General features: G+C 64.1%; 14 protein-coding genes and 1 riboswitch. Of the genes, 11 read left to right on the top strand and 3 right to left on the bottom strand.

The window, feature by feature from the left end; all coding sequences use genetic code 11:
* Window positions 1-149: 149 nt before the first annotated feature.
* Together ACMPH2_RS07975 and ACMPH2_RS07970 are read right to left on the bottom strand one after the other, a co-directional pair.
* Window positions 150-2,381, bottom strand: coding sequence for a YhgE/Pip family protein (locus ACMPH2_RS07975; RefSeq protein ID WP_417119150.1), 2,232 nt, complete (start codon window positions 2,379-2,381; stop codon window positions 150-152).
* Window positions 2,378-4,972 (bottom strand): YhgE/Pip domain-containing protein, encoded by a 2,595-nt coding sequence (locus ACMPH2_RS07970; protein WP_062530200.1) that lies wholly within the window; start codon window positions 4,970-4,972, stop codon window positions 2,378-2,380. The genes ACMPH2_RS07975 and ACMPH2_RS07970 overlap by 4 nt, the downstream gene beginning before the upstream one ends.
* A 281-nt stretch (window positions 4,973-5,253) precedes the next feature.
* Between ACMPH2_RS07970 and ACMPH2_RS07965 the strand changes: the two genes are divergently transcribed.
* The 6 genes from ACMPH2_RS07965 to ACMPH2_RS07940 all read left to right on the top strand — a co-directional run bounded on the left by ACMPH2_RS07965 (window position 5,254) and on the right by ACMPH2_RS07940 (window position 11,431).
* The gene (locus ACMPH2_RS07965; protein WP_417119149.1) at window positions 5,254-6,003 is read left to right on the top strand and encodes a TetR/AcrR family transcriptional regulator; all 750 of its coding nucleotides are present in this window, start codon (window positions 5,254-5,256) and stop codon (window positions 6,001-6,003) included.
* Window positions 6,004-6,261: 258 nt separating this feature from the next.
* A riboswitch (SAM riboswitch) is annotated at window positions 6,262-6,382 on the top strand.
* 92 nt (window positions 6,383-6,474) lie between these two features.
* Entirely contained in the window at window positions 6,475-7,728 is a 1,254-nt protein-coding gene (metK, locus tag ACMPH2_RS07960) for a methionine adenosyltransferase (RefSeq protein WP_417119148.1), read from the top strand.
* A gap of 817 nt (window positions 7,729-8,545) precedes the next feature.
* The gene (locus ACMPH2_RS07955) at window positions 8,546-9,019 is read left to right on the top strand and encodes a hypothetical protein (RefSeq protein ID WP_417119147.1); all 474 of its coding nucleotides are present in this window, start codon (window positions 8,546-8,548) and stop codon (window positions 9,017-9,019) included.
* A gap of 158 nt (window positions 9,020-9,177) precedes the next feature.
* Window positions 9,178-10,455, top strand: coding sequence for an ATP-binding protein (locus ACMPH2_RS07950; RefSeq protein ID WP_417119146.1), 1,278 nt, complete (start codon window positions 9,178-9,180; stop codon window positions 10,453-10,455).
* A 208-nt stretch (window positions 10,456-10,663) separates the two neighbouring features.
* A complete protein-coding gene (locus ACMPH2_RS07945; protein WP_417119145.1) occupies window positions 10,664-11,188 on the top strand; it encodes a hypothetical protein in 525 nt (174 codons plus the stop codon).
* 18 nt (window positions 11,189-11,206) lie between these two features.
* Window positions 11,207-11,431, top strand: a complete 225-nt coding sequence (locus tag ACMPH2_RS07940) for a hypothetical protein (RefSeq protein ID WP_009279398.1) — start codon at window positions 11,207-11,209, stop codon at window positions 11,429-11,431.
* A gap of 812 nt (window positions 11,432-12,243) precedes the next feature.
* On the opposite strand, the gene ACMPH2_RS07935 is transcribed toward ACMPH2_RS07940, so the two are convergent.
* Window positions 12,244-12,891 carry a hypothetical protein gene (locus ACMPH2_RS07935; RefSeq protein WP_417119144.1) on the bottom strand — a complete coding sequence of 216 codons (648 nt, stop codon included), beginning with the start codon at window positions 12,889-12,891 and terminating at the stop codon, window positions 12,244-12,246.
* Window positions 12,892-13,367: 476 nt separating this feature from the next.
* On the opposite strand from ACMPH2_RS07935, the gene ACMPH2_RS07930 reads away from it, so the two are divergent.
* The 5 genes from ACMPH2_RS07930 to ACMPH2_RS07910 form a co-directional block, all read left to right on the top strand.
* Window positions 13,368-14,405: an RluA family pseudouridine synthase gene (locus ACMPH2_RS07930; RefSeq protein WP_417119143.1), complete on the top strand. Its 1,038-nt coding sequence runs from the start codon at window positions 13,368-13,370 to the stop codon at window positions 14,403-14,405.
* 25 nt (window positions 14,406-14,430) lie between these two features.
* On the top strand, window positions 14,431-15,720 hold the full coding sequence (locus tag ACMPH2_RS07925; RefSeq protein ID WP_009279394.1) for a glycosyltransferase family 2 protein: 1,290 nt from the start codon (window positions 14,431-14,433) through the stop codon (window positions 15,718-15,720).
* 96 nt (window positions 15,721-15,816) lie between these two features.
* On the top strand, window positions 15,817-17,334 hold the full coding sequence (locus tag ACMPH2_RS07920; RefSeq protein WP_009279393.1) for an IMP dehydrogenase: 1,518 nt from the start codon (window positions 15,817-15,819) through the stop codon (window positions 17,332-17,334).
* A 457-nt stretch (window positions 17,335-17,791) separates the two neighbouring features.
* Window positions 17,792-18,124, top strand: coding sequence for a type II toxin-antitoxin system PemK/MazF family toxin (locus ACMPH2_RS07915; RefSeq protein ID WP_417119142.1), 333 nt, complete (start codon window positions 17,792-17,794; stop codon window positions 18,122-18,124).
* Window positions 18,125-18,367: 243 nt separating this feature from the next.
* Window positions 18,368-22,938 (top strand): InlB B-repeat-containing protein (locus ACMPH2_RS07910; protein ID WP_417119141.1); only part of this gene is annotated, 4,571 nt, incomplete at its 3' end.

Below are 22,938 nucleotides of genomic sequence, written 5' to 3'. Positions count from 1 at the left end.
GGGATGCCGCGCGAGGTGTTGTCCAACTCGCCCAGTATAGGCGTTCGGGACGGGCGTCCGCAGGCAGCGCGACAGCGCGAGTCCTGCTATGGGGGGTGACGCAGCGGCAGGTGCGTGTGGAAGTCGTGCGCCCGCCGGTCCCGTTGGCCCTACATCAGCCTCGTGGACTCGAGGCTGCGCTCCATCCAACTCGTGAGCCGCGCCACGGGCTTGCGCAGGAGGAGTCCCAGCAGCAGCGCCGGCGGCAGGAAGGCGAGCAGACGTGCCAGGGCGAGCCAATAGTCCGCCCCCCAGAGTCCCGCGATGGCGCAGCGCATGGCCTTCTCCGCGTGTACGAAGGGCAGGAAGGGGTAGGCCGCCTGGAAGAAACCGGAGGGCAGCATCTCGCGCGGGAAGGTCCCGCCCGAGCCCGCCACCTGGATCACCATGAGGAAGACGGCGATGGCCTTGCCCACGTCGCCGAAGCTCGCCGTGAGGGCGAAGGTCAGGTTCACGAAGACGAGGGAGGCCAGCCATCCCGCGAGCAGGAAGAGCCAGGGGTGCAGGCATTGGATCCTGAGGAAGAAGAGGTCCCCCAGGAGCACGAGGGTGGTCTGGGCCAGGCCGACGACGGCGAAGAAGGCGAGCCGGCCCAGGTAGGCGTGACGGGGCCTGGCACCGGTCCGTCTCAGGGCCTCGGGCGAGAGGCCCGTCCTCACCAGGGCGCAGAGGATGACGGCACCGACCCATATGGCCAGGGTGGTGTAGAAGGGCGCCATGGCCGAGCCGTTGTTCTGGACCGGGAAGACCGCGTCACGCTGGAGGCTCACGGGAGACGAGACGAAGTCGGCGAGGTCGGCGGGGTCGCCGCTCAGGACGGCGCGCACGCGGTCCACGTCCGCGGAGGCGAGGGCCTCGTCGAGGCTCGCCCTCGTCGCGTCCATGCGGTCCGCCGCGGAGTCGAGGCGCGCCCGCGCCTCTCTCAGGGTCTGCCCCATGCCGTCGAGGCCGCTCGTGGCGTCCGCCACCTTACCCTGGGCGCCTTGGATGGCCGAGCTCGCCTGGGACGAGACGGAATCGGCCCTCCCGGCTGCCTCCTCCATGTCGTCTGCGAGCGAGCCCAGGCTCTGCCCGAGCTCGCCCTGCCACGTCGAAAGCCCCGAGGAGAGCTGGTCCTTGGCGTCCGCGACGAGGCCCTCGAGCTCGGCCTTGCTGCCGGTTGCGTCCCTCCGGGAGCCGTCCACGTCGTCAATGGCCCCCTGCAGGGCGTCGGAGAGCTGCCCCAGGTCGTCGAGGGCGGAGGAGACGCGGCGGTTCAGTCCCTGGATGGTGAGGCGGAGCTGCCGGACGTCCTGGAGCCTGGCGGCGTCGTCCCCCAGGCTGTCCTCGAGCTGGGCCGAGAGCGTGTCGCTGCCGTCCAGGTCGTCGCTCAGGGCCTGGAGGTCGGCCCTCCTCTGGTCGACCTCCGCCTTGGCCTTGGCGAGGCCGTCGGAGAGGTCGGAGCCCTGCCCGTCCAGGGTCTTGTATGCGGAGTCGAGCGCCGAGGACACGCCGTCCAGGCTCGAGGCGCCCCTCTGGAGCGAGCTCGACACGGTCGTGCCGGCGTCCTCGAGACCCCCTCCGAGACCCCTCACGCCGCCCGCCGCCTGCGAGAGCGACTGCGCCAGGGTCCCGCCGTCACCCTGGGTGCCGGCGAGGAGGGCGTCGGCGCTCCCCATGAGTCCCCGGAGCGAGTCCACCACCGCCTGGTAGCTCTGAAGGGTGCCCGAGGCCTGCCTGAGCGACTGCGAGCTGCGGGCGAGCAGCCCCTCGAAGGAGGAGGCGAGGCGGGTGGTCTGGTCGTCGTCCAGGTAGCTGCCCAGGTCCTGCAGGACGGAGGCGCCGACCTGGGTCACCGCGTCGGCGAAGGAGGAGTCTATCTCCTCCTGGACGGAGGTCGACACCTTGCCCGTCACGATCTTGCCGATGGCGTTCTTCTTGTCGTTGCTGTAGTAGCTGACCTGGGCCTTGGTCGCTCCGGGAGAGAGGATCCCCAGGATCTTGCGGCTGAAGTCGCGGGGGATCACGATGGCGGCGTAGTACTCGCCGCTCCTCACGCCCTCGAGGGCCTGGTCCTCGTCGCAGACCACGTATCCCACCTTGTCGCTCTGGCGCAGGCGCGCGACCACGCGGTCGCCCACGTTGAGCTCGACGGGCACCAGCTCGCCCTTGTAGCCCTCGTCGGAGTTGGCGAGCGCCACCTTGAGGTTGCCCGTGCTGCCGTACGGGTCCCAGGCCCCGGCGATGTTGAACCAGGCGTAGAAGCTGGGGACCACCACCAGCCCCACGCAGACCACGAGTGCGATCACGTTGTGCCTGAGCGCCAGGAAGTCCCTCCTGGCGACCTCGAGGACGCGGCTCATCGGGCATCGCCCCCTTCCTGGCCTAGTTTCTCGTCCAGGAGCTCGTGAAGCCTCTCGTGCGGGAGCGAGCCCAGCTCGGCGCGGCTCGAGAGGTGGCTGTGCAGGTACTCCACGACGATGAGGTAGCTGCAGATGACGACGAGCGAGACGATCCACAGCACCAGGAGCGGCATCTTGGCGTCGAGGGCGAAGAGGAGCGCGCAGAGCGCCACGGGAATCACGGCGAGGCAGGCGAACCCGCGTCTCACGAGGGTGGGGTAGGCCTCCTCGAAGCGCGCCGCGCGCCGCGTCAGGCGCTCGCGGTACTCCTCGGAGCCGGAGATGGCGCGCAGCAGCTCCCGTATGCCCGGCCCCTGCCGAGGGGGCGCGACCCTCTCGCTCACCATGAGCTCCGTCTGGGCGAGGCGGGCGTCGAAGAGGGCGTTGATGTTCACGAGCCTGCGCCGGGCGGCGAGGCCCACGAGCAGGGCGGGCGCGAGGAAGGCAAGGAGCACGAGCAGGTTCTGCAGGTAGAGGTTGCCATAGTGGCCCGCGATGGCCTCCCTCATGGCGTTGATGCCGTAGGTGAAGGGGAGCCAGGGGTTCAGGGCCTGGAAGAAGCCAGGCATCATCTCTATGGGATAGGTGCCCGATGAGCCCGGGATCTGCACGATCACGAGGAGGACGCCCAGCGCCATGCCGATGTGCTTGAAGGCGACGCAGAGGGCGAAGACTACGCTGACGTACACGAAGGACTCGACTAAGCCGGCGAGGACGAAGGCCACGGGATGCAGGCACTGGATGCCCAGGGCGAGGTCGCCCAGGCAGCAGACGAGGGCCTGCACGAGCCCCAGGAGGCTGAAGAGCGCCCAGCGCCCTAGGTAGCCCTGCCAGGGACGGATGCGCCCCACGCCCAGCCCCTCGAGGTCCACCTCGCGCTTGTAGATGGCCACGAGCACGAAGCCACCCACCCAGAGCGCGAGGTTGGTGTAGAAGGGCGTCACGCCCGAGCCGTAGTTCTGAACGGGGAAGACCGCTTGGCTCCGGAGTTCCACGGGCGAGCCGAGGAGCTCTCCCACGCGCTGCGCGTCGAGCTTGCCTGCCGCGGAGAGGAGCCTCCAGGCCGTTCCGCCCTGGATGGCGACCAGGTCGTCGGCGAGCTGGGAGACGCCGTCCCTCGCCGTGGCAAGGGACCCCGCGGTCGCGTCAAGGGCCGCCTTCGCCTGGACGAGGGTCTGGTCGAGCTGCACTAGGCTGCCGTCGGCGCGGGCGAGGGTGGGCGAGACCTGCCGCGCCGCGCCCGCGAGGCCGGCCCCCGCGTCCGCGAGTTGGTCGAGCGAGGCCTCGAGCTGGGGCAGGGAGTCGTTGGCGAGGGCCGACCTGAGGTCGTCGAGCTCGCTGGCGCTGCCCTGGATGGCATCGTTCACGGAGGAGGAGAGCCCCCTCACGTCGTCCGCGCCCGCGGACACGGAGGACGAGACGCGCCTCAGCTCCTCGAGCCGGGCGGCCTGGGCGTCGCTGAGCCCGGCCAGCACGCTGACCTCCGCGTCGATCCTGCCCTGGAGCTCGCGTCCCAGCTCGGCCGAGCTGCCTCCCGCCCCCTGGAGGGAGGCCGTGGTCGAGCGCAGGCCCTCCAGCGTCACCTTGAGCTCCTGCGTGGACTGGAGCGTCGTCTGGAGGCGTGCGATGGCATCGTCCAGCCGGCCCTGGGCCCATCCCACGTCGCCCGCGAGCCTGCCCAGGTCGTGGGAGGCGGTGGTGGAGAGCCCCGAGACGCCGGCCGACCCCTTGGCGACTGCGGCGTCGAGCTCCGCGGCGAGGCTGCGGGCCTTGCCGCGCGCCGCGCCTATGCTGGCAAGCCCGTCGTCGAGTTGCGACGCGACCCCGTCCCCGTCGCCAGAGAGCCCCTGCAGCGCCTGGCGCGCCTCTCCCACGCCGCCGCGCGCGCCGTCCACCCTTTGGCTCGCGTCAGAAAGCCTGTCCTGGAGCTCCCCCAGGCTGTCCCGCACGCCCTGGAGGTCTGCGAGTGCGCCCCGGCTGGCGTCCCTTGCCTGGCCTTGAACGGTCCCGGCCAGGTCTGCCGCCCGCTGGGTCACGACCTCCCCCACGACCTTCACGAACTCGTCGCCCACCTGGTCCTCGAGGGTGGTTGCGCCGGTGTCGGTCACCTTGGGGGCAACGGCGTTCTCCTTCTCGTTGACCAGGTACTGGATGTCCGCCTTGGCGGTCTTTCCCTCGAGCACCCCGGCGAGGGTGGAGCTGAAGTCGGGGGGGATGATGATGGCAGCGTAGTAGCGGCCGGAGCCCACGCCCTCGCGCGCGGCTCCCTCGTCGGTGAAGTCCCAGCCCAGCTGGTCGTTCTGCCTCAGGCGCTCGACCACCATGTCGCCCGCGTTCACGAAGCCCCTGCTGCCGGCATTGGCGCCCTGGTCCTCGTTGACCACCGCGACGGGCACGGTCGAGGTGTTGTTGTAGGGGTCCCAGTTGGCGAGGATGTTGAACCACGCGTACAGGGAGGGGATGACGCAGACCCCCAGGGTGACCACCACGGCCATGGGGTTGCGCAGGATCCGCCTCAGGTCCCGGAGGAATATCTTTGCCGCCGTCTTCATAGCGCTCCTTGCCACGGGGCCCCAGGGCCCGACATTTTCCTGCGACAGTCTACCCAAGGCGTACGTTCATTTGAATGGGAGTCAAAAATTTCATCAACGAACTACAGGGGGAGAGGGACGAACCAACCGGGTCGTGAGCTGCGCTTATCTTGCATGAGACGGGCGTCGCGGCATCAAGACACCGCGCTTCTCTCCCCCTCGAACGGTGCGTTGGGGGGAGAAGTTCAAAAAATCTCGTTCCTGCATGCTAGAATCGTCGCGGCCAAGGGGGAAGGACGGCGATGGGTATCATCAACGAGCAGGCTGCGGTCGAGGTCGCCGGTGCGGCGCGCGCCATGAGGGGCGTCGCACATGGCGTCGTCGAGGGGCGGGTGGAGCGCACGCGCCAGCGGCTCAGGTCCTCGTCCAAGACGCGCAAGAGCGCCGCCACCCGTGAGCGCATCATGACCGCCGCCTCCGAGCTCATGGCAGAGCACGGCAGCACCGACTTCCAGATGAGCGAGGTCTCCGACCGCTGCCGCATGTCCAAGGGCGCCCTCTACTATTACTTCGCTGACCGCGACGAGCTGGTCCATGCGATCTTCGAGGTTGCGAGCGACGAGCTGGTCTCGTCCATCGAACGTGTGGTCTCGGAGGCGCCCACCGCGCGCGACGCGCTGAGCGGTCTCTGCGCCGAGCTGGCCCAGCGGCTCAGGACGGGAAGCCCCCTCGCCCTGGCGCTCACGCGCGAGCTCACCGAGTCGGGGGAGGGCACGCTGCCCCTCTCCAACAGCCATTTCCTCCGCACGGTCAGGATCCTGGCCGCCCAGATCGAGCGTGCGAAGACCGAGGGCATCGTGCGCCAGGACGTAAACAGCGAGCTCGCCGCCACCTTTGCCGCGGGCGGCTTCCTGGTGACGTCGCTCGTGTCCGCCGGAGGCGAGCGCTTCGGTGACAAGGACGTGCTGGCAAGCTCCCTGCTCGACCTCTCGATCGAGGGCATGGGGACGCCCGGAGAGGCGGCTGCCATAGCTGGCGCGCGCCTGGCGTAGGGGGCGGCACTGAGCCGCTGCCGTGGGGTCCTGGCGGCAGCATCGCCGTTTGGGGTAGGTTCCTGCCGTGGGGGCTCTGGCGGCAGCATCGCCGTTTGGGGTAGGTTCCTGCCGTCATGACATCTTGATTGCCTGTCATCGTGGTCGCGGCCCATCGGCGTCATCCTGTCCGACGTCCGCCCCGTCGCGGCATCGTGAGTTTTGAACTGCTCTCAAAAATCTGGTTTACAGCGCGGGCGCGATGTCATACTGTGTACTCGCTCGTCAAGAGGCGCCGCGAGGCGCAAAGAGCTGAGGGACCGAGCCCCATGAAGCTCCGGCAACCAGCCTCAGGGCATGGTGCCAAATCTCGGCAGGCCAAGGGCCTGGAAGACGGGGGAGCGCGTGCCAGCAACAGCGATGTCCCCTCTATTGGAACAGGGGCCGCCATGGCCCCGCAAAGGTGCGCTGGCACCGGGAAGGGGCGCTGACATGGCGCACAGGAACTACCTCTTCACCTCGGAATCCGTGACCGAGGGACATCCTGACAAGATCTGCGACCAGGTGTCGGACGCCATCCTCGACGCGATCATCGAGAAGGAGGCACGCCTTGAGGCGGAGGGCTACGTGTCTCCCTCCGGGCACCCCGCTCGCCTCGAGGACGTGCGCGTGGCCTGCGAGACCTTCGCCACCACGGGCACCATCGCCGTCATGGGGGAGATTCGCACCCAGGCCTACGTGGATGTCCAGGGCATCGTGCGCGAGACCCTGCGTCGCATCGGCTACGACCGCGCCAAGTACGGCTTCGACTGCGACTCCTGCGGCGTGATCAACATGATCCACGAGCAGAGCCCCGACATCGCCCAGGGCGTGGACGGAAGCTTCGCCCGTGCGGGGGATGAGGACCCCTGCGAGCGCATCGGTGCCGGCGACCAGGGCATGATGTTCGGCTATGCCACGGACGAGACCGACGTCCTCATGCCCATGCCCATCTACCTGGCGCAGAGGATGGCGCAGCGCCTGGCCGAGGTCCGCAAGGACGGCAGCCTGGGCTACCTGCGCCCGGACGGCAAGACCCAGGTGACGGTGCGCTATGAGGATGACCGCCCCGTCGAGGTTACGGCCGTCGTCGTGTCCACCCAGCACGCGGCCGACATCGAGCTCGCGCAGATCCGGCGCGACATGATCGAGCAGGTCATAAGCCCCGTCCTGGACGAGGCCGGCATCGCCTGGAAGGACGCGACCATCTACGTCAACCCCACGGGGCGCTTCGTGGTGGGCGGGCCCATGGGCGACACGGGCCTCACCGGCCGCAAGATCATCGTGGACACCTACGGCGGCATGGGCCGGCATGGCGGTGGCGCGTTCAGTGGCAAGGACCCCACCAAGGTGGACCGCTCCGGTGCCTACGCGGCGCGCTGGGTGGCCAAGAACGTCGTGGCAGCGGGGCTCGCACGCAAGTGCGAGGTCGAGCTGGCGTACGCGATTGGTGTGACCGAGCCGCTCTCCATCATGGTGGACACGCAGGGCACCGGCGTCGTAGACGACTCCGTGCTGGACGCGGCCGTGGCGCGCGTCTTCGACCTGAGGCCCGGCGCGATCATCCGCGACCTGGACCTGAGGCGGCCCATCTATCAGAAGACGGCGGCGTACGGCCACTTCGGCCGCAAGGATCCTGACTTCACCTGGGAGGCCACGAACCGCACGGACGAGCTCAAAGCCGCGGTGGAAGAGCTCGCGAGGTAGGGGAGCGGGGCTAGGAGCGACCGTTTTGCAGGCGAGAGGGACGGGCGGGGGCGAGGCCGCCGGTCCCTCTCGCCTGTTTGTGTTTCTTGCCTTTTCCTGTCGCTTGTCTCCCGCACCCGCCCTCGAGTGCGCAATCGTCGCGAGCCCCCTCCCGCGCTTACGCGAGTGCGCAATCTGAAAGCTTCAGCTTGCGCACTCGGAGGTCCTAAGCGCTGCAGATTGTCTCCAAGTTGCTGTCGAGTGCGCAATTCCGTGCTTTAAGCTTGCACACTCGGGCGGGGATAGGCGTGCCTGACAAGTTCTGCCTGGCTCCGTCAGGTGTTGGCCAGAGGCACCGTCGCTGCACAATCCGCTACGACCTCGCTGTCGATGGTGGTGCGCGTGATGTGGAAGCCCTCCACCTTGTCACTGACTCTGGCGCGACAAGGAAAACCCGCTCCACGAGACGAGCGGATGTGCCCCCCTCGCAGAGGAGTTCCCGCATGGGCGCTCCGGCTCCGGCCGCGGCGAGATGGATGGCCGGCCGGACCTCTTTTCGGTGACCACGAGTTCGTTGCAGGACCGTCCCGAGAAGGTCGTGATGGTGCCTGGCTGGGCAGTGACCGGTCCAGTCTCGCTTTGCCACGGGGGCCGCCGCCGACGATGTGACAGTCAGCCGAATCGGATAGTAAAACTCAGGCGTACACAATGGTAGAGGGGGAGTTAACGCCTATTTTTAATTGCTTACAAACTGCTGAGCCGCATCGCTCCTGTTCAGATTCAGGATTTCCGCTACTTCCAGGATGTGTTGACAGACGATTTATTTGAACGTTGGATATTGCTCCTTGAAGAGCTTGACATAATTAATCAAATGTACCTGTATGCGGTTTCAAAAAACGGCATGCCAAGAGACGTGTCCTTGGCCTTTGCGGTTGAGCTGGCAGAGCCCATGGTGGAGATCCTCGTTGCGCGGAAAAAGTTGCCCGCTAACACCAGACGTCAAACATTGAAAGAGTGTCTCGAAGCTCTTCTTGTCGAATATGACAACGTGGTCTTTTATAAAGAAACTTCTGCTGACAGCGATGGGTTTCTTGACAAGCTTAAGAACAATAGAGTACGAATTATGCATATCAAGCATAATCAGAAGAAGGAAAAATGCTTCGACGGGGCTCACTGCGTTCTTTACCTATGCAAACTCAGCCTGCTCTATAGGTCGATTCCCCTTGATCTTTTTGACATTTCCGCCTGTGCCTACAAGGGCAAGCTCAAGATGAATGCCGCTGCCCTAGATGCTTGGGCAGAGAACCTCTAAGAGTCAAATGCGAATCGAATCGCTTATTTGATTCGTACGTCAAGCGCGCCCTCGTTGGCTTGCTACCTCTACTGCCTGGATACATAAGGGCTGCTACGATATATTTCTGCTGATTGAAAATGCATTAATCAGCATTTTGCGACAGCTGTGAGTCACTTATGACCGAGCGAATGTCGAGCACCGAAATAAGGCGAGACCACTATCTCAATCTGCTCATCGGAAAGAAATGGAACGGCTTCATCAAGGTAGTGACTGGCGTGCTCCGCTGCGGAAAGTCCTTTCTCATCTTCGAGCAGTTCAAGAGGCACCTGCTGGAGAGTGGCGTCGCGGGGAATCAAATCATCGAGATGGTATTCGACGATCCCGAGAACGAGGAGTACCTCGACTACAAGATGTTCTACTCCCCCATAATGGAGCTTACTTCCGATGAGGGACCCTACTATGTACCGCTCGATGAGGTGCAGGAGATGGAGGGCTTCGAGAAGGTCCTCAACGGCCTTCTCCGCAGGCGTAATTTGGATGTATATGTCACCGGTAGCAATGCCAGGTTCCTATCTCGGGACATCATCACTCAGTTCCGTGGGCGCGGCGACGAGGTCCGTATGAGGCCACTCAGTTTCTCTGAGTTCATGTCGACGTATGATGGCGAGAAGTCTGATGGCTGGGCGGAGTACGTACAGTTTGGCGGCATCCCCCTGGTGGTGCTCGAGGGTACGGACGAGGAGAAGATGGGCACACTGCAGGCGCTCAACCGTGAGACGTATATCAGGGACCTGGTCGAGCGCAACGCGATACGCGATGACGCGGAGTTTGCCGACCTTCTCAGCGTGCTTGCCTCCGGCATAGGGTCCCTGACAAACCCGACGAGGATGGCTGACACGTTCAAAACCGTAAAGGGAAAGGGCGTGAGTCCCACCACGGTGCGTAGCCGGATTGGCTTTTTGGAGGACGCGTTTGTAATCGAGGAAGCTCAGCGATACGACATAAAGGGCCGCAAGTACATCGGTTCGCCCGTCAAGTACTACTTCTCGGACATGGGACTGAGAAATGCCCAGATTGGTTTCCGTCAGATCGAGGAGACCCACATAATGGAGAACGTCCTCTACACAGAGCTCGTCTCCCGGGGGTACAACGTGGACGTGGGCGTCATCAATACCTCGGAAACGAATGCCGAGGGTGGGTCGTCCCGGAAGCAGCTGGAGGTCGACTTCGTCTGCAACAAGGGTTCCCGGCGCTACTACGTCCAATCCGCGTACTCCCTACCGACCCACGAGAAGACCCTGCAGGAGCAGAGGTCGCTTCTCAAGATCGACGACTCGTTCAAGAAGGTCATCGTTGCCAGGGACGCAGTTGCCCCCTGGTATACCGAGGAGGGCGTCCTGGTGACGGGGCTCTTCGATTTTCTTCTCGACGGGGAGAGCCTCGAGAGGCTCTGACGGAATCGCCGATATCCGTCGGTGTGGACTTGACCCTGATTCCTAATCACCGCGAAGTGAGAATCAACGGGTAGCGTGACCCTTCGTGTCTTGAAAAGTGATGCCCACCATGTTGAACGGCTGTGGCTAGACGACTGGAACCACGAGCGCTTGCCGCCCATAATGAGTGTGACGTCAATGCGGGACCACGACCTACCAAGGGGGCGGCGTGAAGGCATCTGAGGCGGCGAAGGCCTGGGGTTGGTCGGAGGACAAGGTCCGCAGGTACTGTCGGGACGGCATGGTCCCCTTTGCGAGCAAGGAGCTGGGGCGATTCGGGCGCGAGGAGTGGGTGATTCCCAACGGCAGTGCCGTGCCACCCATCTCGCTTTATGACGCAGCCAATTGGATGACGCTGATTCGTGACGTCTCCGAGGGCGCCACCCCCGACCTTCAGGGTCCCGAGGGGAGTGACGTCAGAATCGCGGACGCCCTTGCGTACCTGGGCCAGCTTGGCTGGTGCACACGGCTTGAGCTCCGGAAGGACGCGCGTGGCAGGCTGCTGCCGCTCGAGACCGTACGCGGAATCAGGCTCACGACGAGCGGTCTGCGGTGCCTGGACGAGTTCAACGACTCGCGGAAGTGCAGCATCACGGTCGTCCGGTCTGGGGCGCTGACCAAGTCGGCGGCGGGGTTGCTGGGGCTTTCCATGAAGGGAGAGGTCCAGGAGACGAGAAGCGTCTACCGCGGGTAGGGGCGTCCGGGCTTATCGTTGATCACCGAGCGCGACGAGACATACCACCTTAAGACGAACGTCCATGACACGGAGCGCGAGGTGGAGCTCATTGATATCCTCCGGCGCATCGAGCCGGGCAGCGACCATGAGACCAACCACTTTGGCGTGTCGCTCGACTACGCCCAGACCGAACGGCAGATCCAGGAGGTCGTCACCCTTCTCACCCAGGGGATTTGCACGCTTTGCGAAGAACGCGGCTGAGCGAGCGGAGCGTCGGCGTCACGCCTACTGAGTTATTCTCATCCAAAGAAAGCATCGGCGCGAGCGACGACATCGGGATGGACGTCGGAGGCACCTTCGCGGCGGCCTACCACAGCGCCTCTTATGACACCGACGAACTGGCCATAATCATCGGCAGCGTGCGTGAGCTTCGGCTGCTCGGTTCGGGCATCTACTCTCAATGATGCTGCCTCGCTCATTGGCAGAGTGGTCATGAGTCCTTCTTTGACGAGGGGCATCTGTCGTGGTTCCGGATTGCGTTCAGGCGTCTGCAGGAGTTGGTGTGGTGAGATTCTCAGGGGCAACAGGGCGCAAGAATGGATTGCTTCGCCGTAATGATCCTCTCATGGTGAAGTGGAATCGTCGGATTCCCCAGTCTGATGAGTGCCAAAACGTAAAGCTCGTTTGTGTCGACTTGGGGCTCCGTTTCGGCACCCAAATGGACGGGAAGTGCGTTTGTGTAGGAAAAAAGACTGTCTGTCGGCATGAAAGCGCTCTTTTTCTCTACACAAACGCACTTCCCGTCCAAACCGAGGGTCATTGGGTGTGTGGAATCGACACAATCGCACTTTCCATGCAGTAGACTCCGAAGTCTCGTGTGTGCTTTGTCTTATGGCGCATGTACCCTACCGCTCGATGGGTGTGCGTGACCGGGCGGCGGCATGTCATTGGCATGTGCGCCTGGTTAACTAGCGGCGACGTTATGACAAATAAATCGCCGCGCTTGCAATTATGCGCACACCGCATTGGTTCATGGTAGGTCGGCGATTCGTAGGCATCAATGCTATTTGTTATCAATTTACGGAATAGAATCTATCTACACAATTTATAGATTTTGTAATTTCTTCTTTATCTTCAGTAGGTATGATCACGTCATTAATGGCATCGTATATGCAACAAGGCCATCGACTTCCATATCGATAGGTTACAAGCCACAACGAGAAATTTCCCACGCCGGAAGTTCCAGATTTTAAGCGGTCTTCGCTGGGATTAAAATCACAGGGCGCTTCGATGCGATAAATTGCATGACCAGCGGCCAATTCTTGTTCATAGAAATCCATCATTCGAGAAATAAGCTCATTGTAGTTAACATTCTCGGCATAGAATCCAGCGCTGCCATTCGTCGCGATGACGAAGTCGCAGGTATCCATCTCTATCGTCATTCGACCAAGGTGGCAGTCACTAGACAAGGTTTCCTTGGCGGCCTTCCTTATCTTTCTCATTATTCCTTTTATTGCTTCGACGATGAGTCCCGACGTAACGCCGGTCACGAGCGAAATGACGACATCTACTCCGAGGCTAACGCCAGCCGCTACAGCAAATTGACCTCTAATTATTGGGTCAATCCCATCCTGTAATAGGTTTGATCGGACCTGGGCATCGAGCGTGGTCCTGTATGCGCTCCCATGAAAATCGAGTCGAAGATGCCTGATTTCGTTCATGGGACTCTGCGATTCCATAGTGGTGTCTCCTTTCGGAAGGCAGGGCTGTTCGCTGACCCCTTGGCCTTGGCTGTAGACTTTTGGTTGCGGACTCTGAAAGGTGAGAACTCCACAGGTGACTAGCATTTGGAAGGGTCCGGGCGCGTTTGCGCAGATGGTGCGTACTCAGCTGCGGACCCTGAAAAGCCCAAGCTCCGTAGCTGACTCTGCCGAGCCCGCACCGATGGGTCCCAGGTCTGGCGCGAGGGTCACTCTCGCCCAAGAAATCGTGCGAGTGTACAATCTGAAGGCTTCAGCTTGCGCATTCGAGGGGCGAAACGGTGACGTTTGCCTGCGGACGGCCGTCGAGTGCGCAATTCCGCGCCTTAAGCTTGCGCACTCGACTAGGAGGGACGTGCCCGAGCGAGGACACGCATGGAGACGCGCCGCGTCCGGGCCGGAAGAGGGATCCAAGACCGTGGAAGGGGAGGCGAGAGATGCCGGCGACAACGACAACCATACGAAGCCTCCTCGTGGGGCCCGAGTCCGACGGCGTGCGCCTCGACTCCTTCCTCGCCGCCCAGCCGGGCATGCCCAGCCGCTCCGCCTGCGCGCACCTCGTCGAGGGTGGCTCCGTGACCATCAACGGCACCCTCGCCACCAGCAAGAGCGAGCGCGTCCTCCTGGGCGACCGCGTCCAGGCGAGCGTCCCCGAGCCCGAGCCTGCCCCGGGCTCCCTGGCCCCCAACCCCGAGATACCCCTCGATGTCCGCTTCGAGGACGACTACCTCATCGTCCTCTCCAAGCAGGCGGGTCTCGTCTGCCATCCCAGCCCGGGGCACGTGGACGACACACTGGCAAACGCCCTCGTCGCCCACTGCGGCATCTCTCGCCTGGGAACCCTGCAAGGGGACGACCGTCCCGGCATCGTGCACCGCCTTGACATGGACACCTCGGGGCTCATGGTCGCCGCAAAGGACGACACGACCCAGAAGGCGCTCCAGGACCTCATCCGCATGCGCGTGCTCGACCGTCGCTACGTCACGCTCGTCCAGGGCTACGTGGCCCCCGAGCAGGGCACCGTCACCACCGGCATCGCCCGCTCCACCCGAGATCGCCTGCGCATGGCGGTCTCGGACGACCCCATGGCGCGCGAGGCGATCACGACTTTCACCACCCTGGAGCGCTTCGAGGCGGGGCGCTTCGACGATGGCTACAGCCTCCTCGAGTGCCACCTCTACACCGGGCGCACCCACCAGATTCGCGTGCACATGCGCCACCTGGGCCACCAGGTCGTGGGCGACCAGCTCTACGGCCGCGGGGACGACCGGCAGAACCGGGGCCTCAGGCGCCAGTTCCTGCACTCCTGGCACATTCGCTTCGACCATCCCGCCACGGGCCAGACCATCGAGCTCGCCGACCGCCTGCCATCGGACCTCCTGGCTGTACTAGAATCTTTGAAGGGAAGCTCGATGGGTCGCACCGAGGCAGGGGAGAGGATCTGCCCCCAGCTGGGCATGGGCGACCTCTCGTAGCGCGCACACGAGGAGAGGTAGGGCCGTGTTCAACAGGTTGGGACTCACGCCGATAGTCATCTTCAACGGCATCATCTGGCTGTTCTTCACGCTCGCCTACTTCTACCAGCTGGTCTACATCATCCGCGTGATGCTGCGCGGCACGGTCGTGCTGCCGAAGGCGAAGCGGAACCACAGCTACGCCTTCGTGATCGCCGCCCACAACGAGGAGCCGGTCATCGGCAACCTGGTGCGTTCCATCCTCACCCAGGAGTATGACGGGATCATAGACTGCTTCGTCGTGGCGGACGCCTGCACCGACTCCACCGCGGACGAGGCGCGCAAGGCCGGTGCCATCACCTGGGAGCGCAACGACCTCGTGCGCAAGGGCAAGAGCTGGGTGCTCGACTACGCCTTCGACCGCATTCTCGACGAGTACGGGGAAAAGTACGAGGCCTTCTTCGTGATGGACGCGGACAACATCATCGCGCCCGACTACGTCCAGGTCATGAACCAGGCCTTCGACGCCGGCTACCTGGTCTGCACCAGCTACCGCAACTCCAAGAACTTCGACTCCAGCTGGATCAGCTCGGCGTACGCCCTCTGGTTCCTGCGCGAGGCGAAGTTCCTCAACAACGCCCGCATGATGCTGGGCACGAGCTGTGCCATCTCGGGATCGGGTTGGCTCGTCGCCGCGAGCATCATCCGCGGCATGCACGGCTGGAACTTCCACACCCTGACGGAGGACATCCAGTTCTCGACCTTCTGCTGCGCGCACGGCATCCAGATCGGCTACGCTCCCGCGGAGTTCTTCGACGAGCAGCCCCTCACCTTCAAGGCGTCCTGGATTCAGCGCATGCGCTGGACAAAGGGTTTCTACCAGGTGTTCTTCTCGTACAACAGGAACCTGCTCCATGGCATAGGCAAGGGGCAGTTCGCCTCGTATGACATGCTCATGACGGTTGCCCCGGGCATGATCCTGACGCTCCTCTCCGCCTTCGTGAACGCGTCCTATCTGATCGTAGGCTACCTGAGCCACGGCTTCATCGCCACGGATGGCGAGCTGGCCATGTGCGTGGGTTCGCTCATCATGACCTTCGCCTCTATGTACGTGGTGTTCTTCATCCTCGCCGTCATCACCACGATCAGCGAGCGCAAGCACATCCACGCCAAGAAGAAGTGGCGCATCTTCACCAACCTCTTCACCTTCCCGCTCTTCATGATGTCCTACATCCCCATCACGGTCGCGGCCCTGTTCAAGAAGGTCGAGTGGGTCCCCACGAAGCATGACATCGCGGTCAACTTCGACGATGTCATGGGGGAGGGCGCGAGGTAGCCCGAGCCTGTGCCGGATGCTAGAATCGACCACAACTTAGTCTGCAAGATGCGCCACGGCCCAGGTCGTGGCGCATCGCGAAGAAAGGGGAGCTGCATGGCAACGTTCTTCGAGGGAGAGTCCCACACCTTCTCCGAGTATCTTCTGGTTCCCGGCTACTCCTCCCACGAGAACGTCCCGGCGAACGTCTCGCTCGAGACGCCCCTCGTCAAGTTCAGGCGCGGCGAGGAGCCTGCCATCAAGATGAACATCCCCATGGTCTCGGCCATCATGCAGGCCGTCTCCGGCCCGCGCCTGGCCGTCGCCCTCGCCCAGCAGGGCGGCATCTCGTTCATCTACGGCTCGCAGACCCCCGAGGACGAGGCCGCCATGGTCCGCGAGGTCAAGACCTACAAGGCCGGCTTCGTCGTGTCCGACTCCACGCTCACGCCCGACATGACCCTGGCCGACGTGCTCGAGCTCCGCGACCGCACGGGTCACACCACCATGCCCGTGACCGAGGACGGCAGCCCCCATGGCAGGTTCTGCGGCATCGTGACCAGCCGCGACTACCGCGTGTCGCGCGACGACCGCGGCAAGCTCGTCAGCGAGTTCATGACCCCCGCCGCCGAGTGCGTGACGGCGGACACCACGGTGCCCCTCAAGGTCTGCAACGACATCATCTGGGACAACAAGGTCAACACCCTTCCCATCGTGGACAAGGACGGGAACCTCTCGTCCCTCGTCTTCCGCAAGGACTACGACTCCCACAAGTCGCGCCCCGACGAGCTCCTCGACGAACACAAGCGCTATATCGTGGGCGCCGGCATCAACACCCGCGACTATGCGACCCGCGTGCCCCTGCTGGTGGAGGCCGGTGCCGACGTGCTCTGCATCGACTCCTCCGAGGGCTACTCCGAGTGGCAGAAGCTGACCCTGGACTGGGTGCGCGAGCATTACGGCGACTCCGTCAAGGTCGGCGCGGGCAACGTGGTCGACGCCGAGGGCTTCCGCTACCTGGCGGACTGCGGGGCCGACTTCGTCAAGGTGGGCATCGGTGGCGGCTCGATCTGCATCACTCGCGAGCAGAAGGGCATCGGCCGTGGCCAGGCCTCCGCGCTCATCGACGTCTGCCGCGCCCGCGACGAGTACTTCGAGGAGACGGGCGTCTACGTGCCCGTGTGCTCCGACGGCGGCATCGTGTACGACTACCACATGACGCTTGCCCTGGCCATGGGTGCCGACTTCCTGATGCTGGGCCGTTACTTCGCTCGCTTCGACGAGTCGCCCACGCGCAGGCTCAACGTAAACGGCTCCTACGTCAAGGAGTACTGGGGTGAGGGGTCTGCCCGCGCCCGCAACTGGGCTCGCTATGACCTCGGGGGAGAGAAGAAGGCCCTCTCGTTCGTCGAGGGCGTCGACTCCTATGTCCCCTACGCGGGCCCGCTCAAGGACAACGTCGAGAACTCCCTCACCAAGGTGCGCTCCACCATGTGCAACTGCGGGGCTCTTAACCTTCCCGAGCTGCGCGACAAGGCCAAGATCACCCTGGTCTCGGCCACTTCGCTGGTCGAGGGCGGCGCGCATGACGTCATGCTGAAGGACTCAAACTCAGACATGAACTTCCGCTCGTAGGAGGCGGCGCCCGCGACGAGCCAACCTCGTCTCGGTCGAGGCCATGCGACTTTGGGCGAGAGGTCCCCGGCACGAAGCCGGCGGGCCTCTCGCCTTGTTTTGGCTGCTGGACGTTGGGTATGATATGTAGAAGAATATCCATATCAGGGGGTGGAAGGATGAATGCCGTCGCCACGATGGAAGGCACTACGAAGCTCGGTCGTTGGGGTGGCTCACGGGCGGTGCGCATACCCAAGCCGATGTGCGACTTGCTTGGGGTCGATGTCGGAGCGACGCTTGACGCCGTCGGTGGGTCGGATGAGGAGGGACCATTCATCACCCTCAGACCCCTTGGTCCCCACCGTTCGTACGGTGACGCCCCCTATCAGAGCATAGAGAGCCTCTTTAGGGGCTACGAAGGAAGTGAGCCGAGCCCAGAGCCCGACTGGGGGGATGACGTCGGGGCGGAGGTGGTGGAGTGACGCCGCTCGAGCAGGGCGACCTCGTCGAGGTGAGCTTCACCCCGGCAGTGGGACATGAGCCTGCGAAGTCCAGGCCTGCCGTGGTTCTGAGCACCTATGGCTTCAACTGCAGGTCGAGCCTGGTTGTGGTTGCGCCAGTCACCAGTACGAACAACGGCTATCCCTTGCACGTCCCGTTGAGCACGGGGCTGGTACGGGGTTACGTTCAGGTGGAGGCCCTGCGTTGCCTCGACCTCGAGCGCCGTGGATACGAGCTGCTCGGCGTCGTGCCTGAAGCCACCATGACCCGCGTGATGTCCCACGTGCGCTCGATATTTGACCTCAGGTAGGTGCCTGCCGCAGCCGGTTTGCAGGTTGCCCGGCCTACGACAGCGTTCCTTCGGATGGCAGTGGCTTCGTTGCCGTCCCTCCCCGCCCGATTGGCCTGCCTGCGTTCGGTCGGGCTTGCGGCCTTGTCGGACGGACCCCCTTGGGTTTCGCACGAGTTTTTTGCCGCCGGGTCCCTCTGTTCCATCCGGTGGAGATAAAATCACTCTGTATGAAATTTAGTATATAAAAGCAAAGGAGTGAGAATGTCCACAAGGAGCTCTCGGGAGCTGGGCCTGGGAAGGCGGTCTCTCGTCACCGCGCTCACGCTCGCCCTGGCACTGCAGGGATTCCCTGCGGTCCCGGGCTATGCCGAACCGGCATCGGGCGCCGCCGCCGCATCGACCTCTGAGCCTGTGTCCGACGGGCAGGACGTTCCTGACGGGACGGCAGCGTCAGCAACATCGGGAGACGCTGGCGCCGAAGGCGTCGAGGCTGCCGACGCCGCTCCTGCTGACGAGGAGGCGAGTCCCTCTGCTTCTGCTGAAGCGACGGCCGCCGAAGCACCCGCCCTCGCCGCGGCACCGCCCGCGTCCGCCCCGACAGAGACGGTGGAGCTCTGGGTCGACGGCAGCACCGGAAGCGACGCCGACGATGGGTCGAGCACAGCGCCCCTCAAGTCCCTTGGCAAGGCGCTGGAGCTCCAAGCGGCAAACCCGGCGATAACGACCATCAAGATCAAGGGCAGCTTCTCTGCGCCCGCTGCGGCCACCATCCCCGCAGGTGTGACCCTGGTCGTCGCCGGCGTCACCACCATGGAGGGCACCGGCGCGGACGGCATCACGCTTGCGAGCGGATCGACCCTCAGGTGCCTGGATGGCGCCACGCTGACCATGTCCGGCTTTGGCACGGCACTGACCGCCAGGGCGGGTTCGACCATCACCGACGGCAGCTACGTGTTCGAGGACAACGCCGGCGGGAACGTCACCCGTGGCATCGCCCTGGGCGGAACGGTCAGGGGCAGCGGCGGCAAGGACAGCCTCACCATCACGGCTGATGACAAGAATGACACCAACTTCTACGAGTCGGGCATCACCTTCGAGAACTGCACCGTGAGCGTGAACTCCCAGACGCGCACCTGGTTCGACGCTCGTGACCTCAACCTCAAGAACGCCTCGCTCACCGTGGCGGGCTTCGGCCAGACCTACTACATGAACCAACTCAACATGAGCGACTCCGAACTGACAATCAACAAAGGGAGTTCCTGGCGCTATCCCACGGGCATGGCCATCCAGTCGTCCTGCAACATCGTGAACTCGCACATCACCTCCAACACCGGGTCGACGGCCGGCATCTCGATCGGCGGCAACGCGAGCACGACGGTCACCGTGACCAATTCCACCATCGAGCTCAACAACGGCGGCACAGGTGGGCTCAACGTCAACACCGGAAAAGTGGTCTTCGACAACTCGACACTCAAGGGCAACGGCAAGAACTCCGGCGCGCTCTTCGGCGCGCAGGGCAACGGCTACATCGAGTTCGACGGCAGCTCGCTCGTCGAGTCGCCTGCGGCGAAGAACGCAGACACGGGCGCGGGCCAGACGGGCACGAACTACGTCGTGCTCGGTGGCTCCCACCTCGTGAAGTATGCCCCGGACTACAACTCCGGCAGTGGCAGTACCGTTCCCACTAACGGCGCGGACAACGGCAACGAGCGGCTCATGCTCTTCACGCTGGCCGACGCAAGCACGAGCGCGCTTTCGCCTCTTAACTCGAACGGTACAAGCTACAGCTACCCCGTGGCCAACGCCTCGTCCGACGGACAGAAGCACGTGTGGGTCCCCGCCGAGAGCGTTACCTTCAGGCTCAATGCCCCGGACGCCGCCCAGGCGGTCGGGGCGAGATTCAGTGACGGAACGGTCGCGGACAAGGCTGCCGTCGCCATGCGCGGCTACGCGCTCGCCGACGCCACGCCCGCAGCCGGCAGCGCGCAGGTCCCAGGCGACCCCACGGCACTTGGCTATCACTTCGAGGGTTGGTTCTACAGGGATGCGGACGGTGTGGAACGCGCGTACGACAGCTCCGTCACGGTCAATGCGCCCCTGGTCGCCTATGCCAAGTGGTCGAGCGACTCCACCAGCTATGGCATCGTCTACCACAGCAACCTTGCCGATGACGCCACCTATACCGTCTCTGCGAACAGGCCCGACCGCAGTGCGACCGTAGCGTCGATCGATGCTGCCATCGCCGCGAATGGCGCCTTCTCCCAGCCGGGCAAGATCTTCAAGGGCTGGAACACCAGCGCCGACGGCAGGGGAGAGGAGCATGCCTCTGGCGACGTCCTCACGCTTCCCACCGACAAGAGCTCCGTAGATCTCTATGCGCAGTGGGAGGACCAGCTTGCGACGGTCCGCTTCTCTGCCAACGGGGGAACTTTTTCCGATGACAGCGTGTTCAAGACCAAGACGGACGTGTTCTCCATCTCCACCGAGGCCAACGGGGGAGAGGTCGCGACCGTCAAAAGGCAGGCCAAGGTCTCGGACAACCAGAAGCTGGGCGACCTCCTGAAGTCCCTTGACGGCTCCGTCGACGCCAGCACCGCTGGCATCGCGACGCCAAGCAAGGACACAGCGGGCTTCGAGGGCATGGCGTCCCGCGCGGGTTTCCTGCTTGAGCACGAGACAAAGGATCTCACGTTTCTCGGCTACGTTTATGGCCACGAATACAGTTATTGGTACGACGACCCCCAGGGCTCCGACGTTGCGGCCCTTGACTCCGGAACCACGGTCAAGGGCGACGTCACGTACTACCTCAAGTGGAAGGACGACCCCTCCGTCCCCACCATCCAGGCGAGCGGCGCGCTCGATGCCGACATGTGGGGGGACTCCAAGGACGTGTCCAACGAGATCAAGTTCGTCGAGGCGGGCAAGGAGTTCAGCCTGACGGGGGCCATCGACACCACTGCGATCAAAGACCAGATGCGCTCTATCGAGAAGAGCTTCGGGGAGGGTCCCGAGCACTTCTCGGACATCGCGCTCTCTGGTGCCGCGTCGACGTTCACGGCTAAGATCACGCTTCCTGACGAGGTGAGGGTCCCTGCGGATCCCCAGGTGCAGGTCGCGGGCATGGGCGACCTCTTCAGGCTCGACTCCGTCACCGCCTCCGGGCAGGAGGTGACCGTCACCTTCAGGCTCAACGACGGCTTTACCAACTACCAGCTGCTGAAGGATGCCGTGGAAGGCACCGGACTGGCCGCTGGGCGTGCCACCGGCATCGACGACTCGAACTTCATCACGGCGACCATCTCTGGCCTCACGCTGGCCGACGGCGTCCAGAACGGCGTCGAGTTCGCCGCGACCGGCGACGTGAGCGGTAACTTCTTCGCCGTCGCCAAGAAGGGGAGCGAGACTAAGCGCTTCGTCTTCGACTGGACCTCCCAGCAGCTGGAAGCCGGCAGGGACCCACGCGGCGACGACGTCCGCCAGACCATGGTCTCCGTGGTCCCCTCCACCATCGGGCTGCCCGCAGACCTCGAGGCGGACGGCGACACAGAGCACGAGGCAGTGCACGAGGTCCTGCCAGGCGAGGAGGTGAACCTCACGGGCGTCGTGGGGGTGGCGAGCGTCAAGAGCCAGATGGAGGCCATCGAGGGCCAGTTTGGCACCACCCCCGACCGCTTCGAGTCCATCGCGCTCTCGGACCTCAGCTCGGGCTTCGTGGCCACGCTCACGCTTCCCGATGGCGTGAGCCCCAAGGTCGGGCTTGGGAAGAGTGACGTCACGGTCGAGGGCTTCTCCGACACCTTTGCCGTGTCGGACGTCACGACGGAGGGCAACAAGGTCACCGTCACCATGGACCTCAAGCCCGGAATCACGAACTACCAGCAGCTCAAGGATGCCGTCTCCGCAGTCTCCGACACGATGAGGCTCACGGTTCCCACGCGGGTCTCGGATGACGTCGCGGCGGGTACCCGCCTGAGCGTCACGGGCACGGTCACGGGGACCTTCCACTCGAAGGCGACCTCCGAGGGTGGGAAGACCAAGGTCTTCGCCTTCACGTGGAACGGCGAGCAGACAGACGAGGGGCGTGATGCCATCCTGTCCGCAAGCGATCCCACCATCCAGCTGACCCTCGCCACCACCTCGCCCATCGAGGGCGGTCTCGAGGGTGACATGCTCGTCGCCGGCGACACCGAGCACGACGCGGTCATAAGGGCCGAGAAGGGCTCCAGCTTCGACCTGACCGGGGCGATTGACGTCGCTCCCGTCAAGGCACAGATGGCCGCCATCGAGGCCCGCTACCCCGGCGTCAGCCACGAGGACATCAAGCTGGACGTCAGGGACTTCGGCTTCAGCGCCAGCTTCACCGTCCCCGACGACATCGAGCTCCCCGCGTCCCTCGATCCATCTCAGGTCACGACCGAGGCGTTTGGCCCCGGCTTCAAGGTGGGTGACGTCAGGGTCGACGGCAAGACCGTCACCGTCTCCTTCGTCCTGAGCGACCCCGACCAGATCACGACCTATGACAAGCTCGAGGCCGTCGTCGACGCCGCCGGTGACGCGGGCGAGAACAGCCCCAGCTGGATGAGGCTCGTCGTCCCCGGGCTCAAGGTCTCCACGAATGCCGAAACGGGCAAGACGTTGACCATCGTGGGCACGGTCGGCGGCCATTTCGCGGCACGCGCCACCACCGACGAGGGGACCTCGAAGGTCTTCTCGTTCGTGTGGAACGGCACGCAGTGGGCGCCGGGCAAGGATGCCGTGGCGACGGACGATGACACCATCCAGCTCTCGCTCGAGGTGACCGAGCCCTCCAACCCCAACCCCAACCCCAAGCC

This window comes from Olsenella phocaeensis (assembly GCF_048189965.1).
GTDB classification, from domain to species: domain Bacteria; phylum Actinomycetota; class Coriobacteriia; order Coriobacteriales; family Atopobiaceae; genus Olsenella_I; species Olsenella_I phocaeensis.
Note: the sequence above shows the minus strand (reverse complement) of the source record. Positions and strands in the feature narration are given on the sequence as shown.